This window comes from Acidovorax sp. GW821-FHT09A11, from assembly GCF_059418365.1.
Genome location: NZ_JBWKPS010000001.1, coordinates 181,535 through 206,908, shown reverse-complemented (window position 1 = coordinate 206,908; position 25,374 = coordinate 181,535). Strand labels below are relative to the sequence as shown.

Annotated in this window: 25 protein-coding genes; 8 read left to right on the top strand and 17 right to left on the bottom strand. The window is 67.6% G+C overall.

What is annotated here, in order from left to right; translation table 11 throughout:
- Positions 1-82: 82 nt before the first annotated feature.
- The gene (locus AC07PV_RS00965; RefSeq protein WP_492804922.1) at positions 83-958 is read left to right on the top strand and encodes a LysR family transcriptional regulator; all 876 of its coding nucleotides are present in this window, start codon (positions 83-85) and stop codon (positions 956-958) included.
- Positions 959-1,027: 69 nt separating this feature from the next.
- Here the strand turns inward: AC07PV_RS00965 and AC07PV_RS00960 are convergent, their stop codons facing one another.
- Genes AC07PV_RS00960 through AC07PV_RS00945 form a run of 4 tightly spaced genes read right to left on the bottom strand, consistent with a single transcriptional unit; the run spans position 1,028 to position 4,844 of the window.
- Entirely contained in the window at positions 1,028-2,350 is a 1,323-nt protein-coding gene (locus AC07PV_RS00960) for an MFS transporter (protein ID WP_494629114.1), read from the bottom strand.
- Positions 2,351-2,404: 54 nt separating this feature from the next.
- Complete coding sequence (locus AC07PV_RS00955; RefSeq protein WP_494629112.1) at positions 2,405-3,478, bottom strand: MBL fold metallo-hydrolase; 1,074 nt, start codon at positions 3,476-3,478, stop codon at positions 2,405-2,407.
- A 26-nt stretch (positions 3,479-3,504) separates the two neighbouring features.
- Entirely contained in the window at positions 3,505-4,296 is a 792-nt protein-coding gene (locus AC07PV_RS00950; protein ID WP_494629110.1) for an SDR family NAD(P)-dependent oxidoreductase, read from the bottom strand.
- Positions 4,293-4,844: an ester cyclase gene (locus AC07PV_RS00945; RefSeq protein ID WP_494629108.1), complete on the bottom strand. Its 552-nt coding sequence runs from the start codon at positions 4,842-4,844 to the stop codon at positions 4,293-4,295. Before AC07PV_RS00945 ends, AC07PV_RS00950 begins: the two co-directional genes overlap by 4 nt.
- 219 nt (positions 4,845-5,063) lie before the next feature.
- On the opposite strand from AC07PV_RS00945, the gene AC07PV_RS00940 reads away from it, so the two are divergent.
- Positions 5,064-5,792, top strand: coding sequence for a Crp/Fnr family transcriptional regulator (locus AC07PV_RS00940; RefSeq protein ID WP_494629107.1), 729 nt, complete (start codon positions 5,064-5,066; stop codon positions 5,790-5,792).
- A gap of 175 nt (positions 5,793-5,967) precedes the next feature.
- Here AC07PV_RS00940 and AC07PV_RS00935 read toward each other — a convergent pair whose 3' ends face one another.
- Positions 5,968-7,599, bottom strand: coding sequence for a GAF and HD-GYP domain-containing protein (locus tag AC07PV_RS00935; protein WP_494629105.1), 1,632 nt, complete (start codon positions 7,597-7,599; stop codon positions 5,968-5,970).
- Positions 7,600-7,691: 92 nt separating this feature from the next.
- On the opposite strand from AC07PV_RS00935, the gene trhO reads away from it, so the two are divergent.
- Both trhO and AC07PV_RS00925 read left to right on the top strand, forming a co-directional pair.
- Positions 7,692-8,696 carry an oxygen-dependent tRNA uridine(34) hydroxylase TrhO gene (trhO, locus tag AC07PV_RS00930; protein ID WP_218294706.1) on the top strand — a complete coding sequence of 335 codons (1,005 nt, stop codon included), beginning with the start codon at positions 7,692-7,694 and terminating at the stop codon, positions 8,694-8,696.
- Between the two features lie 53 nt (positions 8,697-8,749).
- Positions 8,750-9,370: a glutathione S-transferase gene (locus AC07PV_RS00925; RefSeq protein WP_494629469.1), complete on the top strand. Its 621-nt coding sequence runs from the start codon at positions 8,750-8,752 to the stop codon at positions 9,368-9,370.
- An 80-nt stretch (positions 9,371-9,450) separates the two neighbouring features.
- Here AC07PV_RS00925 and AC07PV_RS00920 read toward each other — a convergent pair whose 3' ends face one another.
- The 8 genes from AC07PV_RS00920 to AC07PV_RS00885 form a co-directional block, all read right to left on the bottom strand.
- Positions 9,451-9,978, bottom strand: a complete 528-nt coding sequence (locus AC07PV_RS00920) for a disulfide bond formation protein B (protein WP_218294705.1) — start codon at positions 9,976-9,978, stop codon at positions 9,451-9,453.
- Between the two features lie 142 nt (positions 9,979-10,120).
- Positions 10,121-11,245 (bottom strand): sulfate/molybdate ABC transporter ATP-binding protein, encoded by a 1,125-nt coding sequence (locus AC07PV_RS00915; protein ID WP_218341063.1) that lies wholly within the window; start codon positions 11,243-11,245, stop codon positions 10,121-10,123.
- Between the two features lie 12 nt (positions 11,246-11,257).
- Positions 11,258-12,166, bottom strand: a complete 909-nt coding sequence (gene cysW, locus AC07PV_RS00910) for a sulfate ABC transporter permease subunit CysW (RefSeq protein WP_218341177.1) — start codon at positions 12,164-12,166, stop codon at positions 11,258-11,260.
- Complete coding sequence (gene cysT, locus AC07PV_RS00905; protein WP_218294703.1) at positions 12,163-13,014, bottom strand: sulfate ABC transporter permease subunit CysT; 852 nt, start codon at positions 13,012-13,014, stop codon at positions 12,163-12,165. Before cysT ends, cysW begins: the two co-directional genes overlap by 4 nt.
- 157 nt (positions 13,015-13,171) lie before the next feature.
- On the bottom strand, positions 13,172-14,176 hold the full coding sequence (locus AC07PV_RS00900; RefSeq protein ID WP_494595895.1) for a sulfate ABC transporter substrate-binding protein: 1,005 nt from the start codon (positions 14,174-14,176) through the stop codon (positions 13,172-13,174).
- Positions 14,177-14,405: 229 nt separating this feature from the next.
- Positions 14,406-14,990, bottom strand: coding sequence for an RBBP9/YdeN family alpha/beta hydrolase (locus AC07PV_RS00895; RefSeq protein ID WP_218294701.1), 585 nt, complete (start codon positions 14,988-14,990; stop codon positions 14,406-14,408).
- 66 nt (positions 14,991-15,056) lie between these two features.
- A complete protein-coding gene (locus tag AC07PV_RS00890) occupies positions 15,057-15,698 on the bottom strand; it encodes a peroxiredoxin (RefSeq protein WP_218294700.1) in 642 nt (213 codons plus the stop codon).
- Positions 15,699-15,810: 112 nt separating this feature from the next.
- The gene (locus AC07PV_RS00885) at positions 15,811-16,539 is read right to left on the bottom strand and encodes an AAA family ATPase (RefSeq protein ID WP_494629103.1); all 729 of its coding nucleotides are present in this window, start codon (positions 16,537-16,539) and stop codon (positions 15,811-15,813) included.
- Positions 16,540-16,758: 219 nt separating this feature from the next.
- Between AC07PV_RS00885 and AC07PV_RS00880 the strand changes: the two genes are divergently transcribed.
- The 3 genes from AC07PV_RS00880 to AC07PV_RS00870 all read left to right on the top strand — a co-directional run bounded on the left by AC07PV_RS00880 (position 16,759) and on the right by AC07PV_RS00870 (position 19,471).
- Positions 16,759-17,673: a hypothetical protein gene (locus tag AC07PV_RS00880; RefSeq protein WP_494629102.1), complete on the top strand. Its 915-nt coding sequence runs from the start codon at positions 16,759-16,761 to the stop codon at positions 17,671-17,673.
- A gap of 113 nt (positions 17,674-17,786) precedes the next feature.
- Entirely contained in the window at positions 17,787-18,332 is a 546-nt protein-coding gene (locus AC07PV_RS00875) for a sigma-70 family RNA polymerase sigma factor (RefSeq protein WP_494629467.1), read from the top strand.
- Positions 18,329-19,471, top strand: coding sequence for an ankyrin repeat domain-containing protein (locus AC07PV_RS00870; protein WP_494629101.1), 1,143 nt, complete (start codon positions 18,329-18,331; stop codon positions 19,469-19,471). Before AC07PV_RS00875 ends, AC07PV_RS00870 begins: the two co-directional genes overlap by 4 nt.
- Positions 19,472-19,504: 33 nt before the next feature.
- On the opposite strand, the gene AC07PV_RS00865 is transcribed toward AC07PV_RS00870, so the two are convergent.
- Both AC07PV_RS00865 and AC07PV_RS00860 read right to left on the bottom strand, forming a co-directional pair.
- A complete protein-coding gene (locus tag AC07PV_RS00865) occupies positions 19,505-20,374 on the bottom strand; it encodes an HDOD domain-containing protein (protein ID WP_218294696.1) in 870 nt (289 codons plus the stop codon).
- A 170-nt stretch (positions 20,375-20,544) separates the two neighbouring features.
- Positions 20,545-21,492, bottom strand: a complete 948-nt coding sequence (locus AC07PV_RS00860; protein ID WP_218294695.1) for a LysR family transcriptional regulator — start codon at positions 21,490-21,492, stop codon at positions 20,545-20,547.
- 261 nt (positions 21,493-21,753) lie between these two features.
- On the opposite strand from AC07PV_RS00860, the gene AC07PV_RS00855 reads away from it, so the two are divergent.
- Entirely contained in the window at positions 21,754-22,398 is a 645-nt protein-coding gene (locus AC07PV_RS00855) for an FMN-dependent NADH-azoreductase (protein ID WP_218294694.1), read from the top strand.
- Positions 22,399-22,566: 168 nt separating this feature from the next.
- Here the strand turns inward: AC07PV_RS00855 and AC07PV_RS00850 are convergent, their stop codons facing one another.
- Both AC07PV_RS00850 and AC07PV_RS00845 read right to left on the bottom strand, forming a co-directional pair.
- Positions 22,567-23,118 carry an NADPH-dependent FMN reductase gene (locus tag AC07PV_RS00850; RefSeq protein WP_494629100.1) on the bottom strand — a complete coding sequence of 184 codons (552 nt, stop codon included), beginning with the start codon at positions 23,116-23,118 and terminating at the stop codon, positions 22,567-22,569.
- Between the two features lie 196 nt (positions 23,119-23,314).
- Positions 23,315-25,372 (bottom strand): family 2A encapsulin nanocompartment cargo protein cysteine desulfurase, encoded by a 2,058-nt coding sequence (locus AC07PV_RS00845; protein ID WP_494629099.1) that lies wholly within the window; start codon positions 25,370-25,372, stop codon positions 23,315-23,317.
- Positions 25,373-25,374 lie beyond the last annotated feature (2 nt).

Genomic DNA, 25,374 nt, shown 5'->3' with positions numbered 1-25,374 from the left:
AGTTGAAGCAAGGACCGAACGATACGGTGATACAGCCCCCAGCACCATCGACAATAATTGCCGCCAGCCCCCAGAAAAACTTATGCATCTTCCGCTCAATGCCCTGCGCGCGTTCGAAGCCTCGGCGCGCCACCTGAACCTCACGCGGGCGGCCGAGGAACTGCACGTCACCCAGACCGCCGTGAGCCAGCACATCCGCAAGCTCGAAGACCGCCTGGGCAAGCCGCTGTTCCGCCGCCTGCCGCGCGGCCTGGCGTTGACGGACGAGGGGCAGGCGCTGCTGCCGGTGGTGGTGGAATCGTTCGCCAGCCTGGAACGTGCGCTGGAAAAGCTGGGCGACACCCGCCCGCGCGAGGTGCTGACCGTGGGCGCCGTGGGCACCTTTGCCGTGGGCTGGCTGCTGCCCCGGCTGCGCGACTTCCAGCAGGCCTGCCCGTTCGTGGACCTGCGCCTGCTCACGCACAACAACCGGGTGGACATGGCGGGCGAAGGGCTGGACTGCGCGATCCGCTTTGGCGACGGCGCCTGGCACGGCACGCATGCCGAACGCATCATGGACGCGCCCATGTCCGTGATGTGTTCGCCCGCGCTGGCCCACGGCCTGCGCACGGCGGCCGACCTGGCACGGCAACCACTGCTGCGCAGCTACCGCACCGATGAATGGGCGGCGTGGTTCGAGGCCGCGGGCGCCCCCTGCCCCGTGGTGCGCGGCGCGGTGTTCGACTCGTCCCTCACCCTGGCGGAAGCAGCGGCACAGGGCGCGGGCATGGCGCTGCTGCCGGTGCGCATGTTCACGCGCGAACTGCAGCAGGGCCGCCTGGTGCGGCCCTTTGTCCAAGAACTGCACCGGGGCGCCTACTGGCTCACGCGGCTGCAGTCGCGCCCGGCCACGGACGCCCTGCTGGCGTTCAGCGACTGGCTCCGGGCCCAGGCCCGCATGGCGGCGGAAGAAATATGAAGGGAATTGGCTTCCAGCGCTTGTTCATAAAGCGCTAGCAGCTATCACAACAATAGCAGATGTATCCCGTCAGGCAACACGCCTGCGGGGCCCCACGGCCACCATCAGCGCCGCCGCCAGCACCAGCGCGCCGCTCAGGATGTACAGGCTCAGGCTGAAGCTCCCCGTGGCCGACTTGATGGCACCCACCATCACCGGCGCCACCACGCCCGCCGTGCCGCCCAGCGTGGTGATGAGCGCAATGCCCATCGCCGCGGCGTCCTTGGCCAGCAGGCTGGCGGGCACCGCCCACAGCACCGCGAAGGCGCTGGACACCCCCATGGCCGACAGCGACAGGCAGGCCACGGCCGCCCAGGGGCTGTGCATGAACAGGGTCGTCAGCGACAGCCCCACGGCCCCGAGCACCGCGCCCACGGCAAAGTGCCAGCGCCGCTCCTGGGTGCGATCCGAATGCCGCGCCACCACCAGCGTGGCAGCGATGCCCAGCGCCGCCGGGACCACCGAGTAGAACCCGATCTGCAGCACCGACAGCCCCATGGACTGCAGCAGGGTGGGCTGCCAGAACGACATGGCGTAGATGCCCAGGATCACCAGGAACGAGATGAACCCCAGCAGCCACACCTGCGGGTTGCGCAATGCGCTGCCAAAGGACTGCGGCGCGCCGCCACCGATGGCTTGCTCCTGCGCCAGATCGCGCCGCACCTGGGCTTTTTCTTGCGATGTGAGCCAGCCAGCCTCCTCGGGGCAGTTGTCGAGCCAGCGATAGGCCAGCACGCCCAGCAACACGCACGGCAAGCCCTCCACCACGAAGAGCCACTGCCAGCCGCGCAGGGACAGGGCGCCATCCAGGTACGTCATGGTCAGTCCCGCCAGCGGGCCCGCCACGATGGGTGCCGCTCCGTAGGCCATGAAGAACAGCGCCGTGGCCCGCGCACGCTGCTGCGCCGGGAACCACAGCGTGAGGTAGAACAGCACGCCCGGTGCAAAGCCTGCCTCGAAAACCCCCACCAGGAACCGCAGCACATAGAACTGCGTGGGCGTGGTGACGAACAAGGTGGCCGCCGATGCCAGACCCCACAGCGCCATGATGCGCAGCAGCGTGGCCCGCATGCCCACGCGCGCCAGCATCACATTGCTGGGGATCTCGAACAGTGCGTAGCCGATGAAGAACACCCCGGCCCCGAGGCCGAAGACCGCATCGCCGAAGCCCAGGTCGGCCTTCATCTGCAACTGCGCGTAGCCGATGTTGGTGCGGTCCAGGTAGTTGAAGATGTAGCAGACAAACAGCAGCGGTATGAGCCGCCAGCTGATCTTGCGGTAGAGCGCGTGGGTGCTGGTGTGCTCGGTGGCAGCGGATGCCGGCGCAGCCGCGCCATAGGTGGCCGTGTTCATGGGTTGTCTCCTGGGTTTGTTCTTGTCGCGTGGTGCACCGGCAGTTCACAGGCGTCACACGCGCTGCAGCTGTCCCGACTCGGTGGCGCCCCAGAGGTGGCCCGTGGGCGCGCCCGGGAACAGCCAGTGCGGCGAACATTCGCTCGACGGCACCACGTTGCTGAAGCCGTGCGACGCCGAGGTGCCGGCGATGGTCTTCTCCAGCACCATCGAGAGGTACTGGTCGTTGCTGTTTTCCTGCGTGTTGCCGTTCAGGACCACCTCGGCCCCGGTCGCCTTGGCAAAGCGGCGGATGGCGTTGTGGCACGAGACCTCGGGCGCCCAGCTGTCGGCCGAGACGCCGTTTTCGCTGCTCACACGCAGGCCGTCCGGCACGCGGTAGACCAGCGAATGGTTGCCCTCGGTGTGCCCCGGCGTGTGCACCAGCGCCAGGCCCCGGCCCAGCTGCACGCTGCCGTCGAATGGCACGATGCGGTCGCCGGCCACGCCGCGCAGGCCGTCGGGGCAGTACCAGTCGGCCTGGGTGGGCAAGAGGCCCGCCACGCTCGCCAGCTCCTGCCGATGCACCAGCAGGCGCGCGTTGGGCAGCAGGCCAGGCCCGCCGTCCGTGCCCAGCCAGCGCCGCAGGTTCTGCGTGTGCAGGTGGTCGTAGGTGATGTAGTCGATGCACTCGGGCGCCACGCCCACGCTGGCCAGGGCATCCAGCACGGTGCCGTAGATAGGCGCGATGGTGCCGTGCAGGAAGGCTGGCGTCTGCTCGCTCAGGCGGCGGAAGTACGGCGTGTCGCGCCCCGTCTCGTGGTCTGCCGGCGTGAACAGCAGGTGGCGCAGCTGCCCCCCGAAGTCCTCGAACTGGATGAGCACCGTGCGCGCCAGCAGATGCACCATGTGCGGCTTGAGCAGCTGCTGCGAATACACACCGCTGAACGCATACCAGGCCGGATAGGGAATGCGCAGCAGGTCGAAGCTGCGGGCGTAGCGCACGGCCGGCTCGTCGAGGAACCACTCGCGGAACTGCGCGCCGCTGCGGCGCAGCGCGCGCAGGCGGTCCTGCGGCGACGGCGCGCTGCGGGCGCCGTCGAAGTCCGTGACCGCCACCAGGGCGGAAGGGGCGTTTTCTCTTTTCATGGAGTTCTCCTGGAGAAGTAGGCAGGTCAGTAGAGCGAGCGCCCGCCCGAGATGTCGAACACCGCGCCGGTGCTGAACGAGCAGTCGGCCGAGGCCAGCCAGGCCGCCATCGCAGCCACTTCATCGGGCAACACGAAGCGGCCCATGGGCACGCGCGCAAGCAGGTTCTGGCGCAGCGCGGCCTGGTGCTCCGCCGGTACGGCATCGAACACCGCCGTGTCGGCCGCCGAGGGGGTGATGGCATTGACCAGAATGCCCGGCGCCGCCAGCTCCTTGCCCAGCGACTTGGTGAGTGCGATGAGCCCGGCCTTGGACGCGGAGTAGGCCGCGTTCAGGCCGTTGCCTTCCTTGCCCGCCACTGAGGCGATGTTGACAATGCGCCGCCCCAGGCCGGGCTGCTGGGTGCCAGCCAGGTCCCGCAGCATGCGTGGCACCACGGCCCGGCAGCACAGAAAGGCGCCCGTGAGGTTCACCTCCATCACCTGGCGCCACTGCGCCGGGGTGTGTTCCCACAACGGCGCCAGCGGGCCCAGCACGCCGGCGTTGTTCACCAGCACGGTGATAGGCCCGAGCGCCGCCTCGCTGGCCTGGGCGGCCGATTCGACATCGGCCTCATGGGCCACATCCACCCGGGCCGTGTGGATGCGGGCGCTGGCATCCAGCGGGGCCCTGGCGACCTGGAGCGCCTCTGTGTCGCGGTCCCACAGGGACACACTGGCGCCATCGGCCAGAAAGCGCCGGGCAATGGCCAAGCCGATGCCCTGTGCGCCGCCGGTGATGACCGCGTGGTGACCCGAGAGCGCCGAGCCCGCCGTCATGCGGCAGCCGCAGTGGTTTCTGGTTGGCGCCCTGAAGCTGCGGGCGCGCTGGTGGGCCCCGCCGCCAGGAGCGAGCCCACAATGGCCGGCAGCTGCGCGGGCGGCACGCCGGCCAGCAACTGGCGCAGCATGGTCATCGAGTCGAAGTACACGCGCTCGCAGACCAGGCGCTTGCCCTCGAAGATGAAGAGCGCAATCATGCGGCAGCGGAAGCTGTTGCCCGTGGGCGGCAGGTTGCCCAGCGGGCCCCGGTGGGTGCCCAGCAGCCAGAACTCCACGATCACCGCGTCGTCGGTGTGGCGCAGCTGGATGATCTCGTGCCGCTGGTCCGGGAAGGCCTTGCGCGAGGCCAGGTAGTAGGCACGCACCGCCTCGTTGCCGTCGTGCACCTCGCCGGTCGGAATCAGTTCGTAGTGCGGGTGCGGAAAGGTGTCCAGCACCGCGTCGAAGTCCTGGCGGGTCTCGTCGGCAAAATGGTCCAGCACGGTCTTCTCGCGCAGGGCCTGCAGGGCGGTCTGTGGGGCTGGGGAGGTGGTGGCAGTCGTCATCGTGGGTTCCTTGGTCTAGATGGTGATCTGCGTGTTGCATCGCAGTACAGCCATCGACTATCCGCAACCCGCCCTTCGCAGACTGTCTGTTGTTGGCAATTGCGGCCCCGGACAAACCCGCACAGGCCTTCCGCCCCGCCCCCGCATGCGGTACACCGTGCCACCCACCTTGATCGCTCGTCTCAGCTCGCCAACACGCACAAGCCCGCCATCCACCCCATGCCCCTGCGCACGCCCCCGCCCCGCTCTCCCACCTTGTCCCCCGACGCGCCCCACGCGCTCACCGCCCCCGACGCGGCCAACAGATTGCGCCTGCCGGACGATGTGCAACTGCAACTGCTGCAGGTGGCGCACCACAAGCAGCTGCAGCGCGGCGATTCGCTGTTCCTCAAGGGCTCGGCGCCCGATGCGCTGTTCGGCGTGGTCAGCGGCTCGCTGCGCGTGAGCGTGGTGGCCCCCGGCGGGCGCGAGGCCGTGATCGCCGTGCTGGAGCCCGGCCACTGGTTCGGCGAGGTCTCCCTTTTCGTGGGCCGTGAGCGCGTGTACGACACCTGCGCGGCCGATACCACCGAGATCGCGGTGGTCTATGCCGACGACTTCCACCACCTGGTGAACACACAGCCTCAGGTGCACATGGCGTTTACCAGGCTGGTGTGCATGCGGCTGCGCCAGGCGCTGGCGTGGATCGACGACGCCATCCTGCAGCCGCTGCCCGTGCGGCTGGCGCACCGGCTGCTGACGCTGGACGCGCGGCCCGAGGCTTCGGACGGGGCGACCACGCTGGCGGTGTCGCAGGAAGACCTGGCCTTCATGCTGGGGGTGTCACGGCAGAGCGTGAACCGGCAGTTGAAGCTGTGGGAAGACGAGAGAATCCTGCGGGTGGGGTACCGGGTGGTGGAGGTGATGGATCGGGGAAAGCTGGAGGGGTGTGTGCGGGATGGGGTGTGATTTGATCAAAATGGGCCGTGTGCGCTTATATAGAAAGCGCCAGCCGCTATTGTTTTTATAGTAATTACTGCTTCTGATCGAAGGGCGGAGGCCGGGGTGTGCGCCCGGCCCCCGCCCCCAACACAAGCACAGCACAACAACAGCACAAGCTATCAACAGCAGCTAGCAACCCCAGCTACACAAACCCCAATGCCCCCACATCCACCCCATCCACCTGCCCCGCTTCCAGAAACTCCTGTCCATACCGCAGATACACCCCCTCACGCACGAACACCTCGAACAGGTCTGGGTCGATGTGCCCGTTGTCCCGCATTCTGCGCATGATGGCCAGCGCCTCTGACAGGGTCATGCCGCTTTTATAGGGCCGGTCTGCCGCCGTCAGGGCCTCGAAGATGTCGGCGATGCCCATCATGCGGGCCTGCAGCGACATCTGCTCGCGCGTGAGGCCGCGCGGGTAGCCCTTGCCGTCCATGCGCTCGTGGTGGCCGCCCGCGTACTCGGGCACGTTCTTGAGGTGGCGGGGCCAGGGCAGCGTCTCCAGCATCTTGATGGTGGCGACGATGTGGTAGTTGATGGTGTCGCGCTCGGCCTGGGTCAGCGTGCCCGCGCGGATGGTGAGGTTCTCCACCTCCTCGGCCGTCAAGAAGCTCGTCTGCACGCCCTGCGGGTTGCGCCAGTGGCGTATGGCGGCGATGTCGCGCACGCGCTGCTGGTCCTCGGGCCGCATGGCCTCGGTGCCGGTGTTGCAGCGGCGCAGGAAGTCGCGGTCTTCTTCCAGCGCCTGGATCTCGTGCTGCAGGGCCTGCAGCTCCTGGCCCTCGGCCCGCGCATCCACCACGGGGCGCAGCGCCAGCTGGCGGCGCAGCGCGGCCAGTTCCGCATCGCGCTTGAGCACCTCGAAGCGCGTGTCTACCAGGCCGATGCGGTCGTAGATCGTCTGCAGCTTGGTGGCCTTGTCCACCACGTGCACGGGCGTGGTGATCTTGCCGCAGTCGTGGAGCAGGCCGGCCATCTTGAGCTCGTAGCGGTCGCGCTCGCTCATGCGAAAGCTCGCCAGCGGCCCCTGCCGTGTGGCGTTGACCGCATCGGCCAGCATCAGCGTGAGGGCCGGCACGCGCTGGCAGTGGCCGCCGGTGTAGGGCGATTTTTCGTCGATGGCCAGGTTGATGAGGTTCACGAACGACTCGAACAGGCGTTCGAGCTGCGAGATGAGCAGCCGGTTCGTGAGCGCGATCGCGGCCTGCGAGGCCAGCGACTCGGCCAGGCCCTGGTCGGCCTCGGAAAAGGTCGTGACCGCGCCCGTCTCCGGGTCGCGGGGGTTGATGAGCTGCAGCACGCCGATGAGCTCATGGTCGTGGTTCTTCATCGGCACGGTGAGGAACGACTGCGAGTGATAGCCCGTGCGCGCATCGAAGGCGCGCGTGCCCGAGAAGTCGAAGCCCTGGGCACTGTAGGCATCGGCGATGTTCACGGTGCGGTCGTGGATGGCGGCGTGCGCCGCCACGAGCGAATCATTGGGCGAGCCATCGGCGTTGCGCAGCGGCAGGTGCGGAAAATCGATGGGCTTGCCCGTGGTGCCGCCCAGGCGGATGCCCAGCGAATCCGTGCGCAGGATCTCGAACTTGAGCGCCGACTGGTCCTCGGTCACGCTGTAGAGCGTGCCGCCATCGGCGCCGGTGATGGCCTTGGCCGCCTCCAGGATGTTCTCCAGCAGCCGGTCGATGTCCCGCTCGCGCGAGAGCGCGGCGCCGATGCCGTTGAGCTGCTCCAGCCGGCGAAACAGGTTGACTGTGGATTCCTTGCCCATAAAACCACCTTGGGTGCAGCGTTGGCGACCGCTCATCGTAACGAAAAGTGACGGCTATCATCGACCTTCTGTTTCCCGCTTTCCCATTTCTTGTGCACTCGGTCACACCCCGCTTTCTCACCGTCGCCCTCTACCAGTTTGTCGATCTGCCCGACTGCGCCGCGCTGCGCGCGCCGCTGCAGGCCCTGTGCGACGAGCGCGGCGTGCGCGGCATGCTGCTGCTGGCGCCCGAGGGCATCAACGGCACCATCGCGGGCGAGCCAGCCGATGTGCTGGCCGTGCTGGCCTGGCTGCGCAGCGACCCGCGCTTTGCAGCACTGCAGCACAAGGAGGCGCACGCGCAGCGCATGCCGTTCTACCGCATGCGCGTGCGGCTCAAGCGCGAGATCGTCACCCTGGGCGTACCGGGCCTGAACCCGGCCCGCAACGCGGGCACGTACGTGAAGCCCGAGGACTGGAACGCGCTCATCGACGACCCCGGCGTGGTGGTGGTGGACACACGCAACGACTATGAGGTGGGCATCGGCACGTTCGAGCGCGCCGTCAACCCGCACACCAGGAGCTTTGCGGAGTTTCCGGCCTGGGTGGCCGCGCAATCGGGGCCCGGCGGCGTGCTGGCGGGCAAACCCCGCGTGGCCATGTTCTGCACGGGCGGCATCCGCTGCGAAAAATCCACCGCGTTCCTCAAATCCCAGGGGTTCGAGGAGGTCTTCCACCTCGAAGGCGGCATCCTCAAGTACCTGGAGACCGTGCCCGAGGAAACCAGCCGCTGGCACGGCGACTGTTTTGTGTTCGACGAGCGCGTGTCGGTGGGCCACGGCCTGGTGCCCGGGCACCACCAGCTGTGCCGCTCGTGCCGCATGCCCCTGGGCGAGGCGGAGCTGCAGTCGCCGCACTACGTGGCGGGCGTGAGCTGCCCCTATTGCCACGGCACCCGCACGGCCGAGCAGGAACGCGCCCTGGCCGAGCGCGAGCGGCAGATGCAGCTGGCCGCCCGGCGCGGCCAGGAACACATCGGCGCGCGCCAGCCCGGCACGCCAGTGCGCGTGCACGGCGGAGCCCCGGAAGGCGCCCCCCAAAAGGACGACACCGCGTGAGCACCGCCACCGCCCTGCCCGTTCTGTATTCGTTCCGCCGCTGTCCCTATGCGATGCGCGCCCGGCTGGCCCTGGCCGTGAGCGGCCAGGCCTGCGAACTGCGCGAGGTGGTGCTCAAGAACAAGCCCCGGGGCCTGCTGCAGGCCTCGCCCAAGGGCACCGTGCCGGTGCTCGTCCTGCCCGATGGCCGCGTGCTGGAGCAGAGCCTGGACATCATGCTGTGGGCGCTGCAGCAGCACGACCCCCAAGGCTGGCTCGCGCCCGCCGGGGGCACGGTGCCAGAGATGCTGGCGCTGATTGCCGAATGCGACGGCCCCTTCAAGCAGGCCCTGGACCGCTGCAAGTACCCCAGCCGCCACCCGGGTGCGGACATCGGGGCCGAACGCGCGGCGGCCACCGCCTGGCTGGGCACGCTGGATGCGCGCCTGTGCGCCCAGCCCCACCTGTTCGGCGCCCATGCAGCGCTGGCCGACATGGCGATCGCCCCGTTCGTGCGCCAGTTCGCGGGCATCGACATGGGCTGGTGGGCGGCCCAGCCCTGGCCGCATTTACAGGCCTGGCTGGCTGATTGGCAGTCATCACCACTGCTGGCCAGCGTGATGCCCAAACTGCCGGCGTGGATGGATGGCACGGAGGGTGTGGCGTTTCCGTTTGCCGAAGCAGATTTCGCCTGAGCCGGGGCGGGCCCACGCGGTCTAGCCACAAAAAAGGCGCCCCGAGGGGCGCCTTTGCCTTGAAACGAAGCCTGGAAAACTCAGGCCATGGACAGCCCGCCGCCACGGCGGCCACCGCGCATGCCGCGCACCAGCAGCGCCAGCAGTACCACCGCGAAACCCACGAAGCAGACAAACGACCAGTTGGCGATCGAGCCCCCCAGGAAGGTCCAGTCCACCGCCGCGCAGTCGCCCGAGCCCCGGAAGATCATGGGAATGGCGCGGCTGATGGGGTAGTTCTCGATCATTCCGTAGAAGTCGCGGCCGCAGGTGGCGACCTCGGGCGGGTACCACTGCAGCCAGCTCTGGCGGGCCGCCACGAAGGCGCCGAAGCCCGAGGCCACCAGGGCCAGCACGCCCCAGCCCATCCACCAGCCTTTAGCGTCCCTGGCGCTTGCCAGGCCTGCGAAGATTGCTACACCAATGAGAGCATAACGCTGCACGATGCACATGGGGCAAGGCTCCAGGCCCACCACATGCTGCAGGTACATGCCGAAGGCGAGCATCGCCACACACGCCACGCTGATCAGCGCCAGCACACGGCGCGGGGCCGCAGTCAACCAGTTCATTTCTTATCCCTCATCAATAGCCGTTGCAAACGGTGCCGCCGGCGAAACGGGCGTGCCCCGCACCAGTGCACCCGTGGATCTGGCCCCGCCAGTCCACCGGGTACGTCCGCCCAGGGGGAAGACGCGCAGCGGCTCGGGGGAATCAGATCCCGGCGGCGTGGTCCAGAAAAACACGGGCGCGGCGCGGCGTCACCACCAGCGTTTCGCCCTCCTTGAACCCCATCTCCTTGAACTGCTGCGCAGGTATCTGCGCTTCGATCAAGTGTTCCGGGGACGCATTGTCCGCTGGTTTGTGATCCTGGGATGGAATAAGTTCCAGGCGCGCGATCGGGCCCACCACGATGGCACGGCTCAGCTGCGCCACGATGCCGCGCGGGCGGCCCTGGGCGTCGAGCCCGGCGCCCGGGGAGTAGCGCTCCACATCCAGGTCGTGGGGGCGCACATAGGCAAAAGCCTTGGCGTTCTGCGCGCCCTGGTGCTCGGGCGAGTCGATCTGCATGCCCTCCAGGTGCACCAGGCCCTCGTGCGCCCGGCCGTGGAACAGGTTCACGTCGCCCAGGAAGCCGTAGACGAACGGGCTCGCGGGCTGGTCCCACACCTGCTGGGGCGAGCCGCTTTGCTCGATGCGGCCCTGGTTGATCACGACCACCCGGTCGGCCACCTCCAGTGCCTCTTCCTGGTCGTGCGTGACGAAGATGCTGGTCACGTGCAGCTCGTCGTGCAGGCGACGCAGCCAGCGGCGTAGTTCCTTGCGCACCTTGGCGTCCAGCGCGCCGAAGGGCTCGTCGAGCAGCAGCACCTTGGGCTCCACCGCCAGGGCGCGGGCCAGCGCGATGCGCTGGCGCTGGCCGCCCGAGAGCTGCGAGGGGTAGCGGTCGGCCAGCCAGTCGAGCTGCACGAGCTTGAGCAGGTCGGTCACCTTCTGCTTGATCTGCGCCTCGCTCGGGCGCTCGCCACGGGGCTTCACGCGCAGGCCGAAGGCCACGTTCTCGAACACGGTCATGTGGCGGAACAGCGCGTAGTGCTGGAACACGAAGCCCACGTTGCGCTCGCGCACGTGCACGTCGGTGGTGTCCTCGCCGCTGAAGTGGATGGTGCCCACATCGGCCGTCTCCAGGCCGGCGATGATGCGCAGCAATGTGGTCTTGCCGCAGCCCGAGGGGCCGAGCAGCGCGATGAGTTCGCCCGATGCGATGTCCAGGCTCACGTCGCGCAGCGCCTGGAAGTCGCCGAACTGCTTGCTGACGTTACGGATTTCAATGCTCATGGTCTTCTTCCTTCAGCGGACGGCTGGCGCGGGTGCGGGCCGCTCGGGGGGCAACTCGGCGGCGGCTTTCAAGGCCTGCTCGTTGCGGTGTTCGGCAATGGTCTTGATGACCAGCGTGACCAGGGCCAGCAAGGCCAGCAGCGATGCAGCGGCGAACGCGGCCACGGACTGGTACTCGTTGTAGAGAATTTCGACGTGCAGCGGAATGGTGTTGGTCTGCCCACGGATGTGGCCGGACACGACGGACACCGCGCCGAACTCGCCCATGGCCCGCGCATTGCACAGGATCACGCCATACAGCAGGCCCCACTTGATGTTGGGCAGCGTCACGTACCAGAAGGTCTGCCAGCCGGTGGCGCCCAGCACGATGGCGGCCTGCTCTTCGTCATTGCCCTGCGCCTGCATCAGCGGAATCAGTTCGCGCGCGATGAACGGGAAGGTCACGAACACCGTTGCCAGCACGATGCCCGGCACGGCGAAGATGATCTTGATGTCATGCGCCTGCAGCCAGGGGCCGAACCAGCCCTGCGCGCCGAACATCAGCACGTAGATCAGGCCCGCCACCACGGGAGAGACGGAAAACGGCAGGTCCACCAGCGTGGTCAGGAACGCCTTGCCCCTGAACTCGTACTTGGCGATGCACCAGGCGGCCGCGACGCCGAACACGAGGTTCAGCGGCACGGCAATGACAGCGGTGATCAGCGTGAGCTTGATGGCCGCCCAGGCATCGGGCTCGCGCAGGCCTTCGAGGTAGGCCCCGAAGCCCTTGCGCAACGCCTCGGCGAACACGGCGGCCAGCGGCAGCACCAGGAACAGCAGCATGAAGGCCAGCGCGATGGTGATCAGCGTGTAGCGGACCCAGGGCGCTTCAGTCGTGCCCGCCTGTGCGCGGCGGATGGTCCGGGAGTTGTTGCCGCTCATGCTGGTGCTCCCGCGTGGCGCCGTTGCCAGGCCTGTAGTGCGTTGATGATGAGCAGCAGGATGAACGAGATGACCAGCATGACCACGGCCACGGCGGTGGCGCCGGCGTAGTCGTACTGCTCGAGCTTGCCGATGATGATGAGCGGCGTGATTTCAGACACCATGGGCATGTTGCCGGCGATGAAGATCACCGAGCCGTACTCCCCCACCGCCCGCGCGAACGCCATGGCAAAGCCGGTGAGCAGCGCGGGAGTGATGGAAGGCAAGATGACCTTGGTGAAGGTTTGAAGGCGCGTGGCGCCCAGGCAGGTGGCGGCTTCTTCCAGCTCCTTTTCGGCGTCTTCCAGCACGGGCTGCACGGTGCGCACCACGAACGGCAGGCCGATGAAGATGAGCGCGATCACGATGCCCGCGGGCTTGAACGCGAGCTGAATGCCCAGGGGTTCCAGGATGCTGCCGACCCAGCCGTTGCCGGCCAGCAAGGCGGTCAGCGAGATGCCGGCCACCGCCGTGGGCAGGGCGAACGGCAGGTCCACCAGTGCATCGACGATCTTCTTGCCCGGAAACTTGTAGCGCACCAGCACCCAGGCAATCAGCAGGCCGAACACCAGGTTGACCAGCGCCGCGAGGAACGAGGCCCCGAAGGTCAGCCGGTACGAGGCCATCACGCGCGGCGCGCTGATGGCCGCCCAGAACTGCTCCCAGGTCAGCGTGAAGGTCTTGAAGATCAGTGCCGACAGCGGGATCAGCACGATGATGCTCAGATAGAAAAGCGTGTAGCCCAGGGTCAGCCCAAAGCCGGGCAATACCCTCCTAGCGCTTCTTGGTGCGCTTTTTTTACCGTTCATATGTTGTTATCCATTGCGCATCGTCGGTAGGAACCGGCGCGACCCAAGCCAGCAGACGCCGCGCAAGGGCCGCCCCGCGGCGCTGGCGTCGTCCCCCTTCCCGGCGATAGCCCAGAGAAGGGGGAAGCCGCACAGCGGCTCAGGGGGTTGTCCACTACTACTTGGCGCCGGGCGTGTAGAGCTTGTCGAACTGGCCGCCGTCGTTGAAGTGCACCTTCTGCGCTTCGGTCAGCGAACCGAAGTACTTGGCCACCGTGAACTGCTTGAGCGGCTTGAAGGTATCGGCGTACTTCTTGAGCACCGTTTCAGAACGCGGGCGGATCGCGTGCTTGGCGGCGATTTCCTGGGCTTCCTCGGAGTACAGGTAGTCCAGGTACGCCTTGGCCAGCTGGGCGGTGCCCTTCTTGGCCACGGTGCGCTCCACCACGGCCACGGGGTTCTCGGCCACTACGCTCACCGACGGGTAGATCGCATCGACCTTGCCGGCGCCGAATTCGCGGTCGATGGAGACCACTTCGGATTCAAAGGTGATCAGCACGTCGCCCTGATTGCGCTGCAGGAAGGTGGCCGTGGCATCACGTCCACCCTTGGCCAGGATGGGCACGTTCTTGTAGAGCTTGCCCACGAATTCGGCGGCCTGCGCCTCGGTGCCGCCCTTTTCGCGCACGGCGCCCCAGGCGGCCAGGTAGGCATAGCGGCCGTTGCCGCCGGTCTTGGGGTTCACCACGATCACCTGCACGCCGGGCTTGATCAGGTCTTCCCAGTCCTTGATGCCCTTGGGGTTGCCGTTGCGCACCAGGAACAGCATGGTCGAGGTGGTGGGCGATGCGTCGTGCGGGAATTTCTTGGCCCAGTCCTTGGCCACCACGCCGCTGTCGGCGAGGAACTGCACGTCGGTCGTCGTATTCATGGTCACCACGTCGGCCGCCAGGCCGTCGTTCACGGCGCGCGCCTGGGCGCTGGAGCCGGCGTGCGACTGGTCGATCTTCACGTCCTGGCCGGTGGTCTTCTTGTAGTGGGCAGCGAAGGCGGCGTTGTAGTCCTTGTAGAACTCTCGGGCCACGTCGTACGACACGTTGAGCAGCGAATTCTGTGCAGCGGCCATGCCGCTGGCAGCCAGGGCCACGGTGGCCAGAAGGGTCTTGAGTTTCAAAGAGGTCATGGTGCCTTCGCCCGAAAAGTACTGGAGATGCTCCATTGTGCGGAGCCGTGCTTAAAACTCAAAAGAATATATTCTTGTTAAATAATCAGCTATTGGAATATAGATTTTCAATGGCGGGCCGGCTGGTGATTGCCAGCGGGCCTGGCAAGCGTCCTGGCGACGGATTTCAAGAAAAAATGGCCCGCAGCGCTTGATGATCAAGCGCAGGAAGCTATTAAAAATATAGCAATCAGAATGCCGCCGACGTGGCGTGTGGATGGGCGGCGGATGGCGGCAGGGCGCCGTGTTCGCCCTCCAGCGACTGCAGCAGCGCCCAGCCCAGGGGCCACTCTCCATGGCCGGACTCGATGTTGATGTGCCCGGCGTTCTGCATGCGCACGAACTCGCTGCCCCAGGCACGGGCATAGGCGCCCGCCAGGCGAATGGGGCAATACGGATCGTTGCTGCTGGCCACCACGATGCTGCGGTACGGCAGCGCGGCATAGGGCACCGGTGCGAAGTCGCTCAGCACGGCCCGGCGCTCGGGGTCGGCCGGGGCCACCAGCAGCGCGCCGCACACACGGGCAGCCGCTTCGGGGCCGATGTGGGCCGTGGCGATGCAGCCCAGGCTGTGCGCCACGATCACCACCGGGCCGGGCGCCGCGAGCACGGTCTTTTCAAGCTGGCCCACCCAGGCAGACCGCGTGGGCGTGATCCAGTCGTCCTGCACCACGCGACGGGCGTGCGGGATGCGCTCGGCCCACAGGCTTTGCCAGTGGCCGGGACCGGAGTCGCGCCAGCCGGGAACGATGATGATGGAGGTGGAGGTGCTCACGGCAATCAGAGGGCCCGCCACAGCCTCGCGCCGCGGCCCTGCCCTGTTGTGTCTTGCTTCTTCTGCTTACTTGTTGGGCTGGGGCGTGATGCGCAGGTAGGGGCGCACCGCCTTGAAGCCCTTGGGAAAGCGCAGCGCGATCTCGGCCGGGTCCTGCAGGCTGGGCACGATGATCACGTCGTCGCCGTCCCTCCAATTGGCGGGAGTGGCCACCTTGTGGCTGTCCGTCAATTGCAGCGAGTCGATGACGCGCAGGATCTCGTCGAAATTGCGCCCCGTGCTGGCGGGGTAGGTGAAGGTGGTGCGGATGACCTTCTTGGGATCGATGATGAACACGCTGCGCACCGTGACCGTGGTCGATGCGTTGGGGTGGATCATGTCGTAGAGGTCTGCCACCTTCTTGTCCGCATCGGCCAGGATGGGGAAGTTGACGGTGGTGTTCTGCGTGTCGTTGATGTCGCCCACCCAGCGGTTGTGCGAATCGACAGGGTCCACGCTCACGGCGATGGGCTTGACGTTGCGCTTTGCAAATTCGCCGCCCAGGGCAGCCGTTTTGCCCAGTTCGGTGGTGCAGACGGGCGTGAAATCGGCGGGGTGCGAGAACAGCACGACCCACGAATCACCGGCCCATTCGTGGAAACGGATGGTGCCGGCGGTGGATTCCTGGGTGAAGTCGGGGGCGGTGTCGCCGAGTCGCAAGGTGGCCATGTGGAACGCTCCTTCAATGTCTGAGGGGGCATTCTGCGATCCGGCCTTTAAAACCCAAACGAATATATTGCTCTTACTTAATCGCCAAAACGTCTATAAACGGAGCAATCCGTCACCCTTCCAATAGGCGTTTCAGCCGATCCGGGTAGTTGTTGAGGAAATCGTGCGTCACCACGTAGTGCTCGGTCTCCTCGAAAGCGACTTCGGTCAAACCGCCACCGTCGAACTGGATGATCTTGGCGTTCGGGTAAGACAGCAGGATGGGCGAGTGCGTAGCGACGATGAACTGCGACTTGTCCTCTACCAACTGGTGGATGGCCGACAGCGCAGCGAGTTGCCGATTGGGGGACAGCGCGGATTCGGGTTCGTCCAGTAGGTACAGCCCCCTGCCCTGGAATTTGTGCGTGAGCAGGGCCATGAACGCTTCGCCATGCGAGCGGGCATGGAGCGATTTGCCGCCATAGGAGTCCAGGTAGCCCACCTCGTCCATGTAGGTGGCCACGTTGAAGAAGCTCTCGGCCCGCAGAAAGTAGCCATCGCGCGGTGAGCGGTAGCTGCGCGCCAGCCGCAGCACCTCATGCAGGGACGATTCCGAACCGGCCGTGGCTAACTGGAAATTGCGGGTGCCACCCTCGGGGCTGTAGCCCAGGGCCAGGGCGATGCCCTCCAGCAGCGTCGATTTTCCAGAGCCGTTTTCGCCCACGAAGAACGTCACGTCCGGGTGAAACTCCAGCCGGCCCAACTCGCGGATGGCGGGGATGCTGTACGGGTAGGTGTCGTAGTCGATCTCCGCATCTGGGCGGATGCAGGCGCTCTGGAGGTAGGGTTTGGCAGACAGCATGTCGCCATGCTAACGGGCGGCATGGCCAAGCGGCAGACTGATAAAGCGCCCCAGGCGGCGGTTTATCCGGTGGCACGGCAGGTATCGACCCTCAATCCCGCGGCAGCGCCGAATCCGGAGGTAATAGAAAAATATTTCCCATTATTTTTCTGTTCTTCAACCCCATTCCCCCGCCCCGTTCGTTTCACCCAGCACCAACAACACTTTGATGGAGCTGCCATGAAACCCGGTTCATTCACCCTTCCCGCACTCACCGCGCTGGCCGCCTTGCTGGCAGTGGCCAGCCTGCCAGCCCAGGCCATTGGCCGCCTGGCCGATGTCACCATCGTGGACCGCGACACGGGCGCCACGCTGCCGGTGCACTACGCCAAGGGCGAATACTGGGTGGCTGGCCGCCCTGGCGCGCGCTACGCCATCACGGTGCGCAACCGCTCGGGTGAACGGATGCTGGCCGTGCCCTCGGTGGATGGCGTCAATGTGCTCAGCGGCGAAACCGCCGCCTGGGACCAGCGCGGCTATGTGTTTTCGCCCTACGAGCGCTACCAGATCACCGGCTGGCGCAAGAGCGACAGCCAGGTCGCGGCCTTCGAGTTCTCCAGCATTGCCAACTCCTACGCCAGCCGCACGGGCCGCCCGGCCCACGTGGGCGTGATCGGTGTCGCGCTGTTCCGCGAACAGCCGCCGGTGCCCTCGCCCGCCGTCACCCCCGAGCCGTACAGCCAGAGCCAGCGCCGCGACAACAGCGGCGGCAACGGCAACAGCCTGGGACGCCTGCGCGAGGAGCCTGTCCCCCATCTGCCCTCGCCATCGGCAGCACCCGCCGCTGCGGCACCCGCTCCCTCCTCGGAAGCCGAGTCTTCCGCACGGTCGATGGCTGCGGACAGTGTGGCCAAGGCGGCGCCCATGCCGTCTCCCAAGCTGGGAACGGCCCATGGCCAGCGCGAGACCTCGGTCGTCTCGCACACCACCTTCACGCGCCTGCAGGACCAGCCCAATGAAGTGATCAGCATCCGGTATGACAGCCGCGAAAACCTCGTCGCCAGCGGCGTGATCCGCGAGCCACTGGCCCGGCCGCATGTGCCCCGCGCATTTCCGCAGTCGGACAACCTGTCCTATGTGCCCGACCCGAGGTAGGCCTTGAGGGCTTCCGCCCCGCACAGGCCCGCCGGTGCATGAGGGCCTCGCATAATGCGCCGGTGCCGACCGCCCCTTCCCCCGCCCCCACGGACGAATCCGACGAGACGCTCATGCTGCGTTATGCCGGAGGAGACATGGGCGCATTCGACGCGCTGTATGGCCGGCACGAACTGGCGGTGTGGCGGTTCGTGTTTCGCAGCGTCAAGGTCCAGGCCGTGGCCGACGACCTGCTGCAGGATGTCTGGTTTGCCGTGGCGCGCCATGCCGGCAGCTACGAGGTGAAGGCGAAATTCCGCACCTGGTTGTTCACCCTGGCGCACAACCGGCTGGTCGACCACCTGCGCACCGCCAAGAACCACGCCAGCCTGGACGCGAGCGACGACGATGACGCGCGCAGCCTGGCGGACACGCTGGTGGCCGACTCCGGCTTCGGGCCGGTGCGGCAGTTGCAGTCCCGCGAGCAGGCGGTGGCGCTGATCGCCGCCGTGGAGCAACTGCCCCTCGAACAGCGGGAGGCCTTTCTGCTGCAGGCCGAAGGTGACCTCAGCGTGCAGGAGATTGCACAGGCCACGGGCGTGAATTTTGAAACCGCCAAGAGCCGCCTGCGTTATGCGCGGGCCAGCCTTCGCCAGCACCTCAAGGAGTTTGCAGCATGAGCGCGCCAGACGACGAACTGGTCCGGCGATACCGCGAAGCCAGCGCGCAGGAAGATGCCCGCCCCGGCGCGCAGGTGCGCGATGCTGTGCGCGCGCATGCGCAGATGCTGGCGGCAGCAGCCGCCACGGCCCCATCGCCCACGGCAGCCCCACCCACCCGTGCCGCCGCCAACCAGTCGCGCTGGAAGATCTCGGCCCTGGCCACCGTGGCCGTGGTGGGGCTGACTGGCTTGCTGATGCTGCAATTCGAGCGCGGGACGCCCGAAGAAAAAGAAGTCGCCTATGGCCAGCGCCGGGCCGAAGCGCCAGCCCCCGCCGCATTGCCAGCTCCCGCACCTGCACCTTCCACGGCCCCAGCGGCAGAAACAAACTCAACGGCGCCATCGGCCGCTGCGGGTTTGCCAGACCGTGCCCGCGACACGGCGATCCCACCGGCCAGGTCCACGGCACAAAAACCTGCGTCTGCGGCGCCAGGCCAGGCCAGGCCACTGGCCAAGACTGTACCGGCACCGGCCCCCGCAATCGCGGCCCCCGAGGCCGAGTCCTCACCGGGCCACAGCGCAGCCGGGGCCGTTTCAGGCTTTCCCGCATCGCCGCCCATGACGGCCGAGAAGGCCATCACGCCCCGTCCCGCACCGCCCCCCGCGCCCTCCGCTGCGCCAGCCCCCCGCGCCGAGATGCGCGAGCGCTCCGTTGCGCAAGATGGTGCCGCTTCGAGGGAAGTGGTGCCACAGCCCCAGGCCATGCCATCCGCTGCGGCACCTGCCGCCGCTGCTGCGGCCCGCAGCCTACAAGGGGGCAATGCTGCGAACGGCAAACTTGCTGCCACCGCACCCAGCGCCGATGCGGGTTCCAGCGCCTTGTTGTCGCGGCACTTGTGGGAAGCCTCCCGTACAGGCGACTCCCTCCAGGTGGAAAGCCTCGTTCGCCAGGGCGCGCCCATCGACGCCCGCGACAGCGCTGGCAGGACGGCACTGATGCTCGCGGCCATCCACGGCCAGGCCACCGCCGTCCAGAAACTCCTGGCCCTGGGCGCCAACCGAACCCTGGTGGACCGCGAAGGCCTGAACGCGGCGCAGCAAGCCCGGCAACGGGGACATGCGCGCATTGCGGACCTCATCGAGGCTGAACAACGCTAGCCGCGGAACCTCCAGCGCAGGGAGTGTCCAGGCTCAGAACCGCACGGCCTCGAAAGCCGGGTGCAGCGCGTCGATCCAGTGGTCCAGCTCATCCTGCGTCACATGCAGATGCTGCATGCAGGCCTGGCCATGCTGCAGCCATTCGCGCGTGGGGGCCAGGCTGTCGTGGTGGTTCACCAGGTACTCGGCCAGCAGGCCCAGCGCCACGAGGTGCCGAACCGTGGGGTTGAAGCGCTCATCGCCCAGGCACGCAAAGTCGTGGTGCAGCCAGATGGCCTGCGCCACATCCCCCGGCAGGTGCCAGGTGCGGGCCACGATGGCGCCCATCACCGCGTGGTCGGTGCGGTGGCTGGCGTTTTCGGTCTGGGTGAAGGTGCGGTCCTTGCGGGCCAGGGCCTCGGTCACGGTGCCGGCATAGCCCCGCACGGCCTTCACCAGCACGGGCATGCCCACATGGCAGAACAGCCCGAAGCTGTAGCCCAGGCCCGGGTCAAAGCTGTAGAGCTGGTGGCCGATGTGCTCGCACGCGATGGCGCGGCGCTGCGAGCTTTCCCAGAAATGCTCCAGCAGCGGAGACCGCACCTGCAGGGCATTGCGCGTGATGAAGGCCGACAGCAGCTCCACCGCCGGCTGCAGGCCCAGCACCGTGAGCGCCATGCCCACGGTCTGCACCGGCTGGGCCAGGCCATACAGCGGGCTGTTGGCCAGCCGCATCACGGCGGCGGCCAGGGCCACGTCCGAGGAGGCCAGTTGCTCCAGGGCGGCAGAGTCCAGCTCGGGCGCGGCCACGATCTGCTGCAGGCGCAGCAGCGACTCGGGGCACGGCGGGACCACGATGGCCCGTACCGCAGGGTGCACGCGGGCTTGCCGGATATCTTGATCGATGGGGTGTGGAGCGGTCACGAAGAATCACCGGGCCGCCCCGGTACGGTACACACAGGGGTTGCCCGCACAGTTGCAATTCGTTGCATTGTGGCGCCAAAAGGCGGGGCGCAGGCGCGGCACGGGTGGGGCACCGTCTTTTCCACGGCCGGCGATGCCGCACGCCGGGCGCGCCGCGCCGCAGCCACGGCTCAGATATCCGCCCCGTCCACCCCCATCAGGGCCTGGCGGGTGCTCAGGCTGCTGCGTCCGGGCATGGCCTCGCCCAGATAGTCCAGAAAACGCCGCACCGCCGGGGACAGGCCCCGGCGCGATGGAAACACCGCATGCACGATGGCGGGCAGGGGAGCCCAGTCCGGCAGCACCCGCACCAGCCGGCGCGCCCGTATTTCCTCGGAGCACATGTAGTCCGGCATCCAGCAGATGCCGGTGCCCGCCATCGCCGCGATCTTGAGGGTCAGCAGGTCATCGGCCACGTAGCGGGGGGCGTGGTGCACCACCTGGTGCACACCGCCGGGCCCGATGAGGTTCCAGGTGGACCGGCCATCGGGCGCCGACATGGCGATGCTGTCGAGCCGCCCCAGGTCCTCCAGTGTCTCGGGGGTGCCCTGGCGGATCAGCAGGTCCGGGCTGGCCACCAGGATCTGGGTTGCATGGTCAAGGCGCTTGACGACCATGCTGCCGCTGTCCTCCACCGAGGGCCGCACGCGCAGCGCCACGTCGATGCCTTCCTCCACCAGGTTCACGGCGCGGTTGCTCACCAGCATCTCCACCCGCACCTCGGGGTAGGTGGAAAGAAACTGCGGCATCAGCTCGGCCAGCACGGTCTGCGCCAGCGTCACCGGACAGCTCACGCGGATGGTGCCCCGCGGTGCCGTCTGCACCTGGGCCACGGTGTCGGCAGCCGCCTGGGCGGATTCCCGCATGGCCTGGCAATGGCGCAGATAGGCTTCTCCCACCTCGGTGAGCGAGAGCTTGCGCGTGGTGCGCTGCAACAGCCGCACGCCCAGCTGCGTTTCCAGATCCGACACGCGCCGAGAGAGGCGCGACTTGGGGATCCCCAGCGCCCGCCCGGCGGCGGCGAAGCCGCCCCGCTCCACCACTTCGGCGAAATACAGCATGTCGTTGAGGTCTTGCATGGTGAGAGCGTGTTGTGAGCGTGTTGTGCACGTTGACGTGCCCGCGAAAGCCGGGACCACAAGGCCTGTGCCCGCGCCCAGCGATCACCGGCATGGAGGTCCCACGGTAAGGCAAGGCGCATCAGACGCCCTGATCGTTCTATGGATAGAACAATCTATCGCAAGTTCACTACCTTATCAACATTTTGATGCATCCCCACAATTCATCCCATGGCCACACGCCGTGGTCCCACCGCTGACACACCCCCAAGGAGTTCTCTCATGCAACTGCTTCACATCGATTCCGCCATCACCGGCGAACAATCCGTCTCCCGCGAACTCACCGCCCGCATCGTGGGCGCATGGCAGGCCAGCCACCCCGGCACCAGCGTGCAGTACCTCGACCTCGCCGCCCAGGCTCCTTCGCACCTGTCATCCGACTCCCTGGGCTTTCGCACCGGCCAGGCCGCGGCGACGGAACTCCAGCGCCAGGAAAACGCCGTGTCCGAAGCGCTGGTGAGCCAGTTCCTGGCCGCCGACGTGATCGTGGTCGGCGCTCCGCTGTACAACTTCTCGATACCCAGCCAGCTCAAGGCCTGGATCGACCGCATCGCGCAGACGGGCCGCACCTTCAAGTACACCGACAAGGGCCCCGTGGGCCTGGCCGGGGGCAAGACGGTGATCGTGGCGTCCAGCCGCGGCGGCGTGTATTCCACCAGCGAGGGCGGCCAGGCCCTGGAGCACCAGGAAAGCTACCTGAAGGTCGTGTTCGGTTTCTTCGGCATCACCGACGTGCGCTTCGTGCGCGCCGAAGGCGTGGGCATGGGCCCGGACGCCAAGGCAGCGGCCCTGGCCAATGCCGACCGTGACCTGCAGGCCCACACCACCGTCGCGGCCAACCAGGCCAGGGTGGCACAGGCAGCCTGAGCGGCATCCGCAGCCGGGCTGGACCGCCGCCAGCCGGCTGCACCGCAACTGCTGCCGCCGGCGGCCCCCCGCATCAGGGCGGCCGTGATCGCAGACCCTCTGAGCTTCTTCGAGCGGCATCTGCGCCCCTGCGCGCGCTGACGCCAAAGGTGCAGATGGCGCGGCCGCTCAGGCCGCGTGCGCCTTCACCCAGGCCACGTATTTGTCCACCCAGCCTTGCAGGAACTTCCTGCTGCCTTCGCCCACGTTGCCATCGGCATCGAAAAGACCGTCCTTGGCATGGATGAATGCTTCGGGCTGGCCCAGGGTGGGCATGTCAAGGTAGGCCAGCACGTTGCGCAGGTGCTGCTGCGACAGGGCGGTGCCGATGGCTCCCACCGACGCGCCGATCACGCCCGCGGGCTTGCCCGCCCATGCACTTTGGCCATAGGGCCGCGACGCATGGTCGATGGCGTTCTTGAGCACGCCGGGGATGGACCGGTTGTACTCCGCCGTCACGAAAAGCACGCCCTGCGCGGCCTGGACCTCGCGCTTGAGGCGCAACACTGGCGCGGCCTGCTGGCCATCGTCGTCCTGGTTGTACAAAGGCAGGTCGTCAATGCGCAACTGCGTGAACTGGAAATCCGCCGGTGCCAGCCGCGCGATGGCGGTGGCCAGCTGGCGATTGAAGGAATCCTTGCGGAGGCTGCCGACGATGACGGCGATCTGGACATTGCTCATGAAAACTCCTTGTGAATGGACGACAACGGAGAAAAAAAGCACCGCATGGCATCGACCGGAACGTACCGGGCCATGCTGTACACAGCGCTTGCCATGATAGCCACAGCCCCGTGAAAACGCAGGGCGGCGGGCCCGGCGCAATTGCTGCATTTTGTATAGCGTATTGCGCCGCCATGAAGGCCCGCCCGGTCGGCCGCTAGCCCGCGCGCCGCTGCCCGGCCAGGCGCTGCACCACGGCCACCAGGCGGTCGATCTCGTCGAAGGTGTTGTAGAACGCCAGCGAAGGCCGCACCGTGGTCTCCACGCCGAAGCGGCGCAGGATGGGCTGGGCACAGTGGTGGCCGGTGCGCACGGCGATGCCCTCCTCGTTGAGCGCCTTGCCCACCTCTTCCGTGGTGTAGCCCGCGAGCACGAAGGACATCACGCTGGCCTTGTCGTCGGCCGTGCCGATGAGCCGCACGCCGCGGATCGCACCCAGGTGGCGCATGCCGTAGACCAGCAGTTCGTGCTCGTAGCGCGCGATGTTCTCGATGCCCACCCGGTTCACGTAGTCGATGGCGGCGCCCAGGCCCACGGCGTCGGCGATGTTGCCGGTGCCGGCCTCGAACTTGTTCGGGATGGGCTGGAACACCGTCTTCTCGAAGGTCACGTCGGCAATCATGTTGCCGCCGCCTTGCCAGGGCGGCATGTCTTCGAGCACCGCACGCTTGCCCCAGACCACGCCGATGCCAGTGGGTCCGAAGACCTTGTGGCCCGAGAACACGAAGAAGTCGGCCCCCAGGTCCTGCACGTCCACCCGCATGTGCGAGACCGACTGCGCGCCGTCGACCAGGGTCGTGGCGCCCGCCCGCCTGGCCAGGGCCACGATCTCCTTGACCGGCACCACGGTGCCCAGGGCATTGGAGACCTGGGTGACGGCGACGATCCTGGTGCGGTCGTTGAGCAGCTTCTGGTATTCGTCGAGCAGCACCTGGCCCGAGTCGTCCACCGGGATCACGCGCAGGCGCGCGCCCTTGGCAGCCGCCAGCTGCTGCCAGGGCACGATGTTGGCATGGTGCTCCAGGTGGCTGACGATGATCTCGTCGCCCTCGCCCACATGCTGCGCGCCCCAGCTCTTGGCCACCAGGTTGATGGCCTCGGTGGTGCCGCGCACGAAGATCACCTCGTTCACGTCGGGCGCATTGATGAAGCGCTGCACGCGCTGGCGTGCGCCCTCGTAGGCGTCCGTGGCACGGGCCGCCAGTTCATGCGCCGCGCGGTGGATGTTGGAGTTCTCGTGCGCGTAGAAGTGGCTGATGCGGTCGATGACCGACTGCGGCTTGTGCGTGGTGGCCGCATTGTCGAACCAGACGAGCTGGCGGCCGTTCACGCGCTCCTGCAGCACCGGGAAGTCGCGGCGCACCGCATGCACGTCGAACGCGGGGTGGGCGCTGCGGTCGGCCTGCGGGACGCTGCCGGCAGCCGGGGCACGGCCGGGCGTGGTGTAGCCGCCGGGCAGCACCACGGCGTGGGCGAAGTAGAAACGCGGCTCGGTCGATGGCACCGTGCTGGGCACGCCGGTGCCGGCCGTGGGCGAGCCCACGCGCGGCACTTCGGGTGCGGCAAAAGGCAGGCGCGCCAGGGCATCGAGCCCGCCGGGAACGGCGCCATGCCCGTCGGGCGGTGCCACCTGCGGTGCGCGGTCGGCCGCCAGCGGGTGGCCATGGCGCTCACCGAGAAAGTAGTACGGCGATGCTGTCGATGGGACGGGTGGTGCGGAAGGCTGCGCCGCCTCGGGCACCCCCAGCACGCCGCTGCCAAAGCGCGGCTCGTAGGCCGGCAAGGTGCTGATCACCGAGTCGGGTACGCCGTTGCCAGCCACCGCATGAGGCAGCAGGGCCGGCGCACGGTGCGCCAGCGAGGCCAGCGGCGTGGGCGAGGCCGGCACCAGGTTGGCACCCGGCACCAGCCCTTGCGGGATGGGGGTGCCGGGCACGCCGGGGCCAAAGCCCGCCGGGCTGACCAGCGGCGAGCCGGCCGGTGCGATGTTGACGGGCGCCTGCACGCCAGGCGGCCAGGGCGTGCCCTGCCCCGCACCAGGCAGCGAGCCCGGTGGCGTGGAGGGCCGGCCTGTGGCCGGCCCGGCAAAGCGCGGCTCTTCGCCAGGCCGGGCCGCGAACAGGGCCGTCGCCAGCCCGGCCAGCAGCGCCGGGTCGATCGGCGGCTGCAGCGTGGCGGGTACGCTGGCAGGAAGGGAGGATGGAGTGGTCACCACGC

What these genes read in the sequence shown, in the direction of transcription:
- AC07PV_RS00915 (WP_218341063.1), bottom strand. Translation starts at nt 11,245, where the DNA reads ATGAGCATTGAAATCCGTAACGTCAGCAAGCAGTTCGGCGACTTCCAG.
- AC07PV_RS00875 (WP_494629467.1), top strand. Translation starts at nt 17,787, where the DNA reads ATGCTGCGTTATGCCGGAGGAGACATGGGCGCATTCGACGCGCTGTAT.
- AC07PV_RS00860 (WP_218294695.1), bottom strand. Translation starts at nt 21,492, where the DNA reads ATGCAAGACCTCAACGACATGCTGTATTTCGCCGAAGTGGTGGAGCGG.
- AC07PV_RS00925 (WP_494629469.1), top strand. Translation starts at nt 8,750, where the DNA reads ATGCGCGCCCGGCTGGCCCTGGCCGTGAGCGGCCAGGCCTGCGAACTG.
- AC07PV_RS00945 (WP_494629108.1), bottom strand. Translation starts at nt 4,844, where the DNA reads ATGACGACTGCCACCACCTCCCCAGCCCCACAGACCGCCCTGCAGGCC.
- AC07PV_RS00950 (WP_494629110.1), bottom strand. Translation starts at nt 4,296, where the DNA reads ATGACGGCGGGCTCGGCGCTCTCGGGTCACCACGCGGTCATCACCGGC.
- AC07PV_RS00900 (WP_494595895.1), bottom strand. Translation starts at nt 14,176, where the DNA reads ATGACCTCTTTGAAACTCAAGACCCTTCTGGCCACCGTGGCCCTGGCT.
- cysW (WP_218341177.1), bottom strand. Translation starts at nt 12,166, where the DNA reads ATGAGCGGCAACAACTCCCGGACCATCCGCCGCGCACAGGCGGGCACG.
- AC07PV_RS00890 (WP_218294700.1), bottom strand. Translation starts at nt 15,698, where the DNA reads ATGGCCACCTTGCGACTCGGCGACACCGCCCCCGACTTCACCCAGGAA.
- AC07PV_RS00935 (WP_494629105.1), bottom strand. Translation starts at nt 7,599, where the DNA reads ATGGGCAAGGAATCCACAGTCAACCTGTTTCGCCGGCTGGAGCAGCTC.
- AC07PV_RS00965 (WP_492804922.1), top strand. Translation starts at nt 83, where the DNA reads ATGCATCTTCCGCTCAATGCCCTGCGCGCGTTCGAAGCCTCGGCGCGC.
- AC07PV_RS00955 (WP_494629112.1), bottom strand. Translation starts at nt 3,478, where the DNA reads ATGAAAAGAGAAAACGCCCCTTCCGCCCTGGTGGCGGTCACGGACTTC.
- AC07PV_RS00870 (WP_494629101.1), top strand. Translation starts at nt 18,329, where the DNA reads ATGAGCGCGCCAGACGACGAACTGGTCCGGCGATACCGCGAAGCCAGC.
- AC07PV_RS00885 (WP_494629103.1), bottom strand. Translation starts at nt 16,539, where the DNA reads ATGCTGTCTGCCAAACCCTACCTCCAGAGCGCCTGCATCCGCCCAGAT.
- AC07PV_RS00920 (WP_218294705.1), bottom strand. Translation starts at nt 9,978, where the DNA reads ATGAACTGGTTGACTGCGGCCCCGCGCCGTGTGCTGGCGCTGATCAGC.
- AC07PV_RS00850 (WP_494629100.1), bottom strand. Translation starts at nt 23,118, where the DNA reads ATGAGCAATGTCCAGATCGCCGTCATCGTCGGCAGCCTCCGCAAGGAT.
- AC07PV_RS00940 (WP_494629107.1), top strand. Translation starts at nt 5,064, where the DNA reads ATGCCCCTGCGCACGCCCCCGCCCCGCTCTCCCACCTTGTCCCCCGAC.
- cysT (WP_218294703.1), bottom strand. Translation starts at nt 13,014, where the DNA reads ATGAACGGTAAAAAAAGCGCACCAAGAAGCGCTAGGAGGGTATTGCCC.
- AC07PV_RS00880 (WP_494629102.1), top strand. Translation starts at nt 16,759, where the DNA reads ATGAAACCCGGTTCATTCACCCTTCCCGCACTCACCGCGCTGGCCGCC.
- AC07PV_RS00855 (WP_218294694.1), top strand. Translation starts at nt 21,754, where the DNA reads ATGCAACTGCTTCACATCGATTCCGCCATCACCGGCGAACAATCCGTC.
- AC07PV_RS00960 (WP_494629114.1), bottom strand. Translation starts at nt 2,350, where the DNA reads ATGAACACGGCCACCTATGGCGCGGCTGCGCCGGCATCCGCTGCCACC.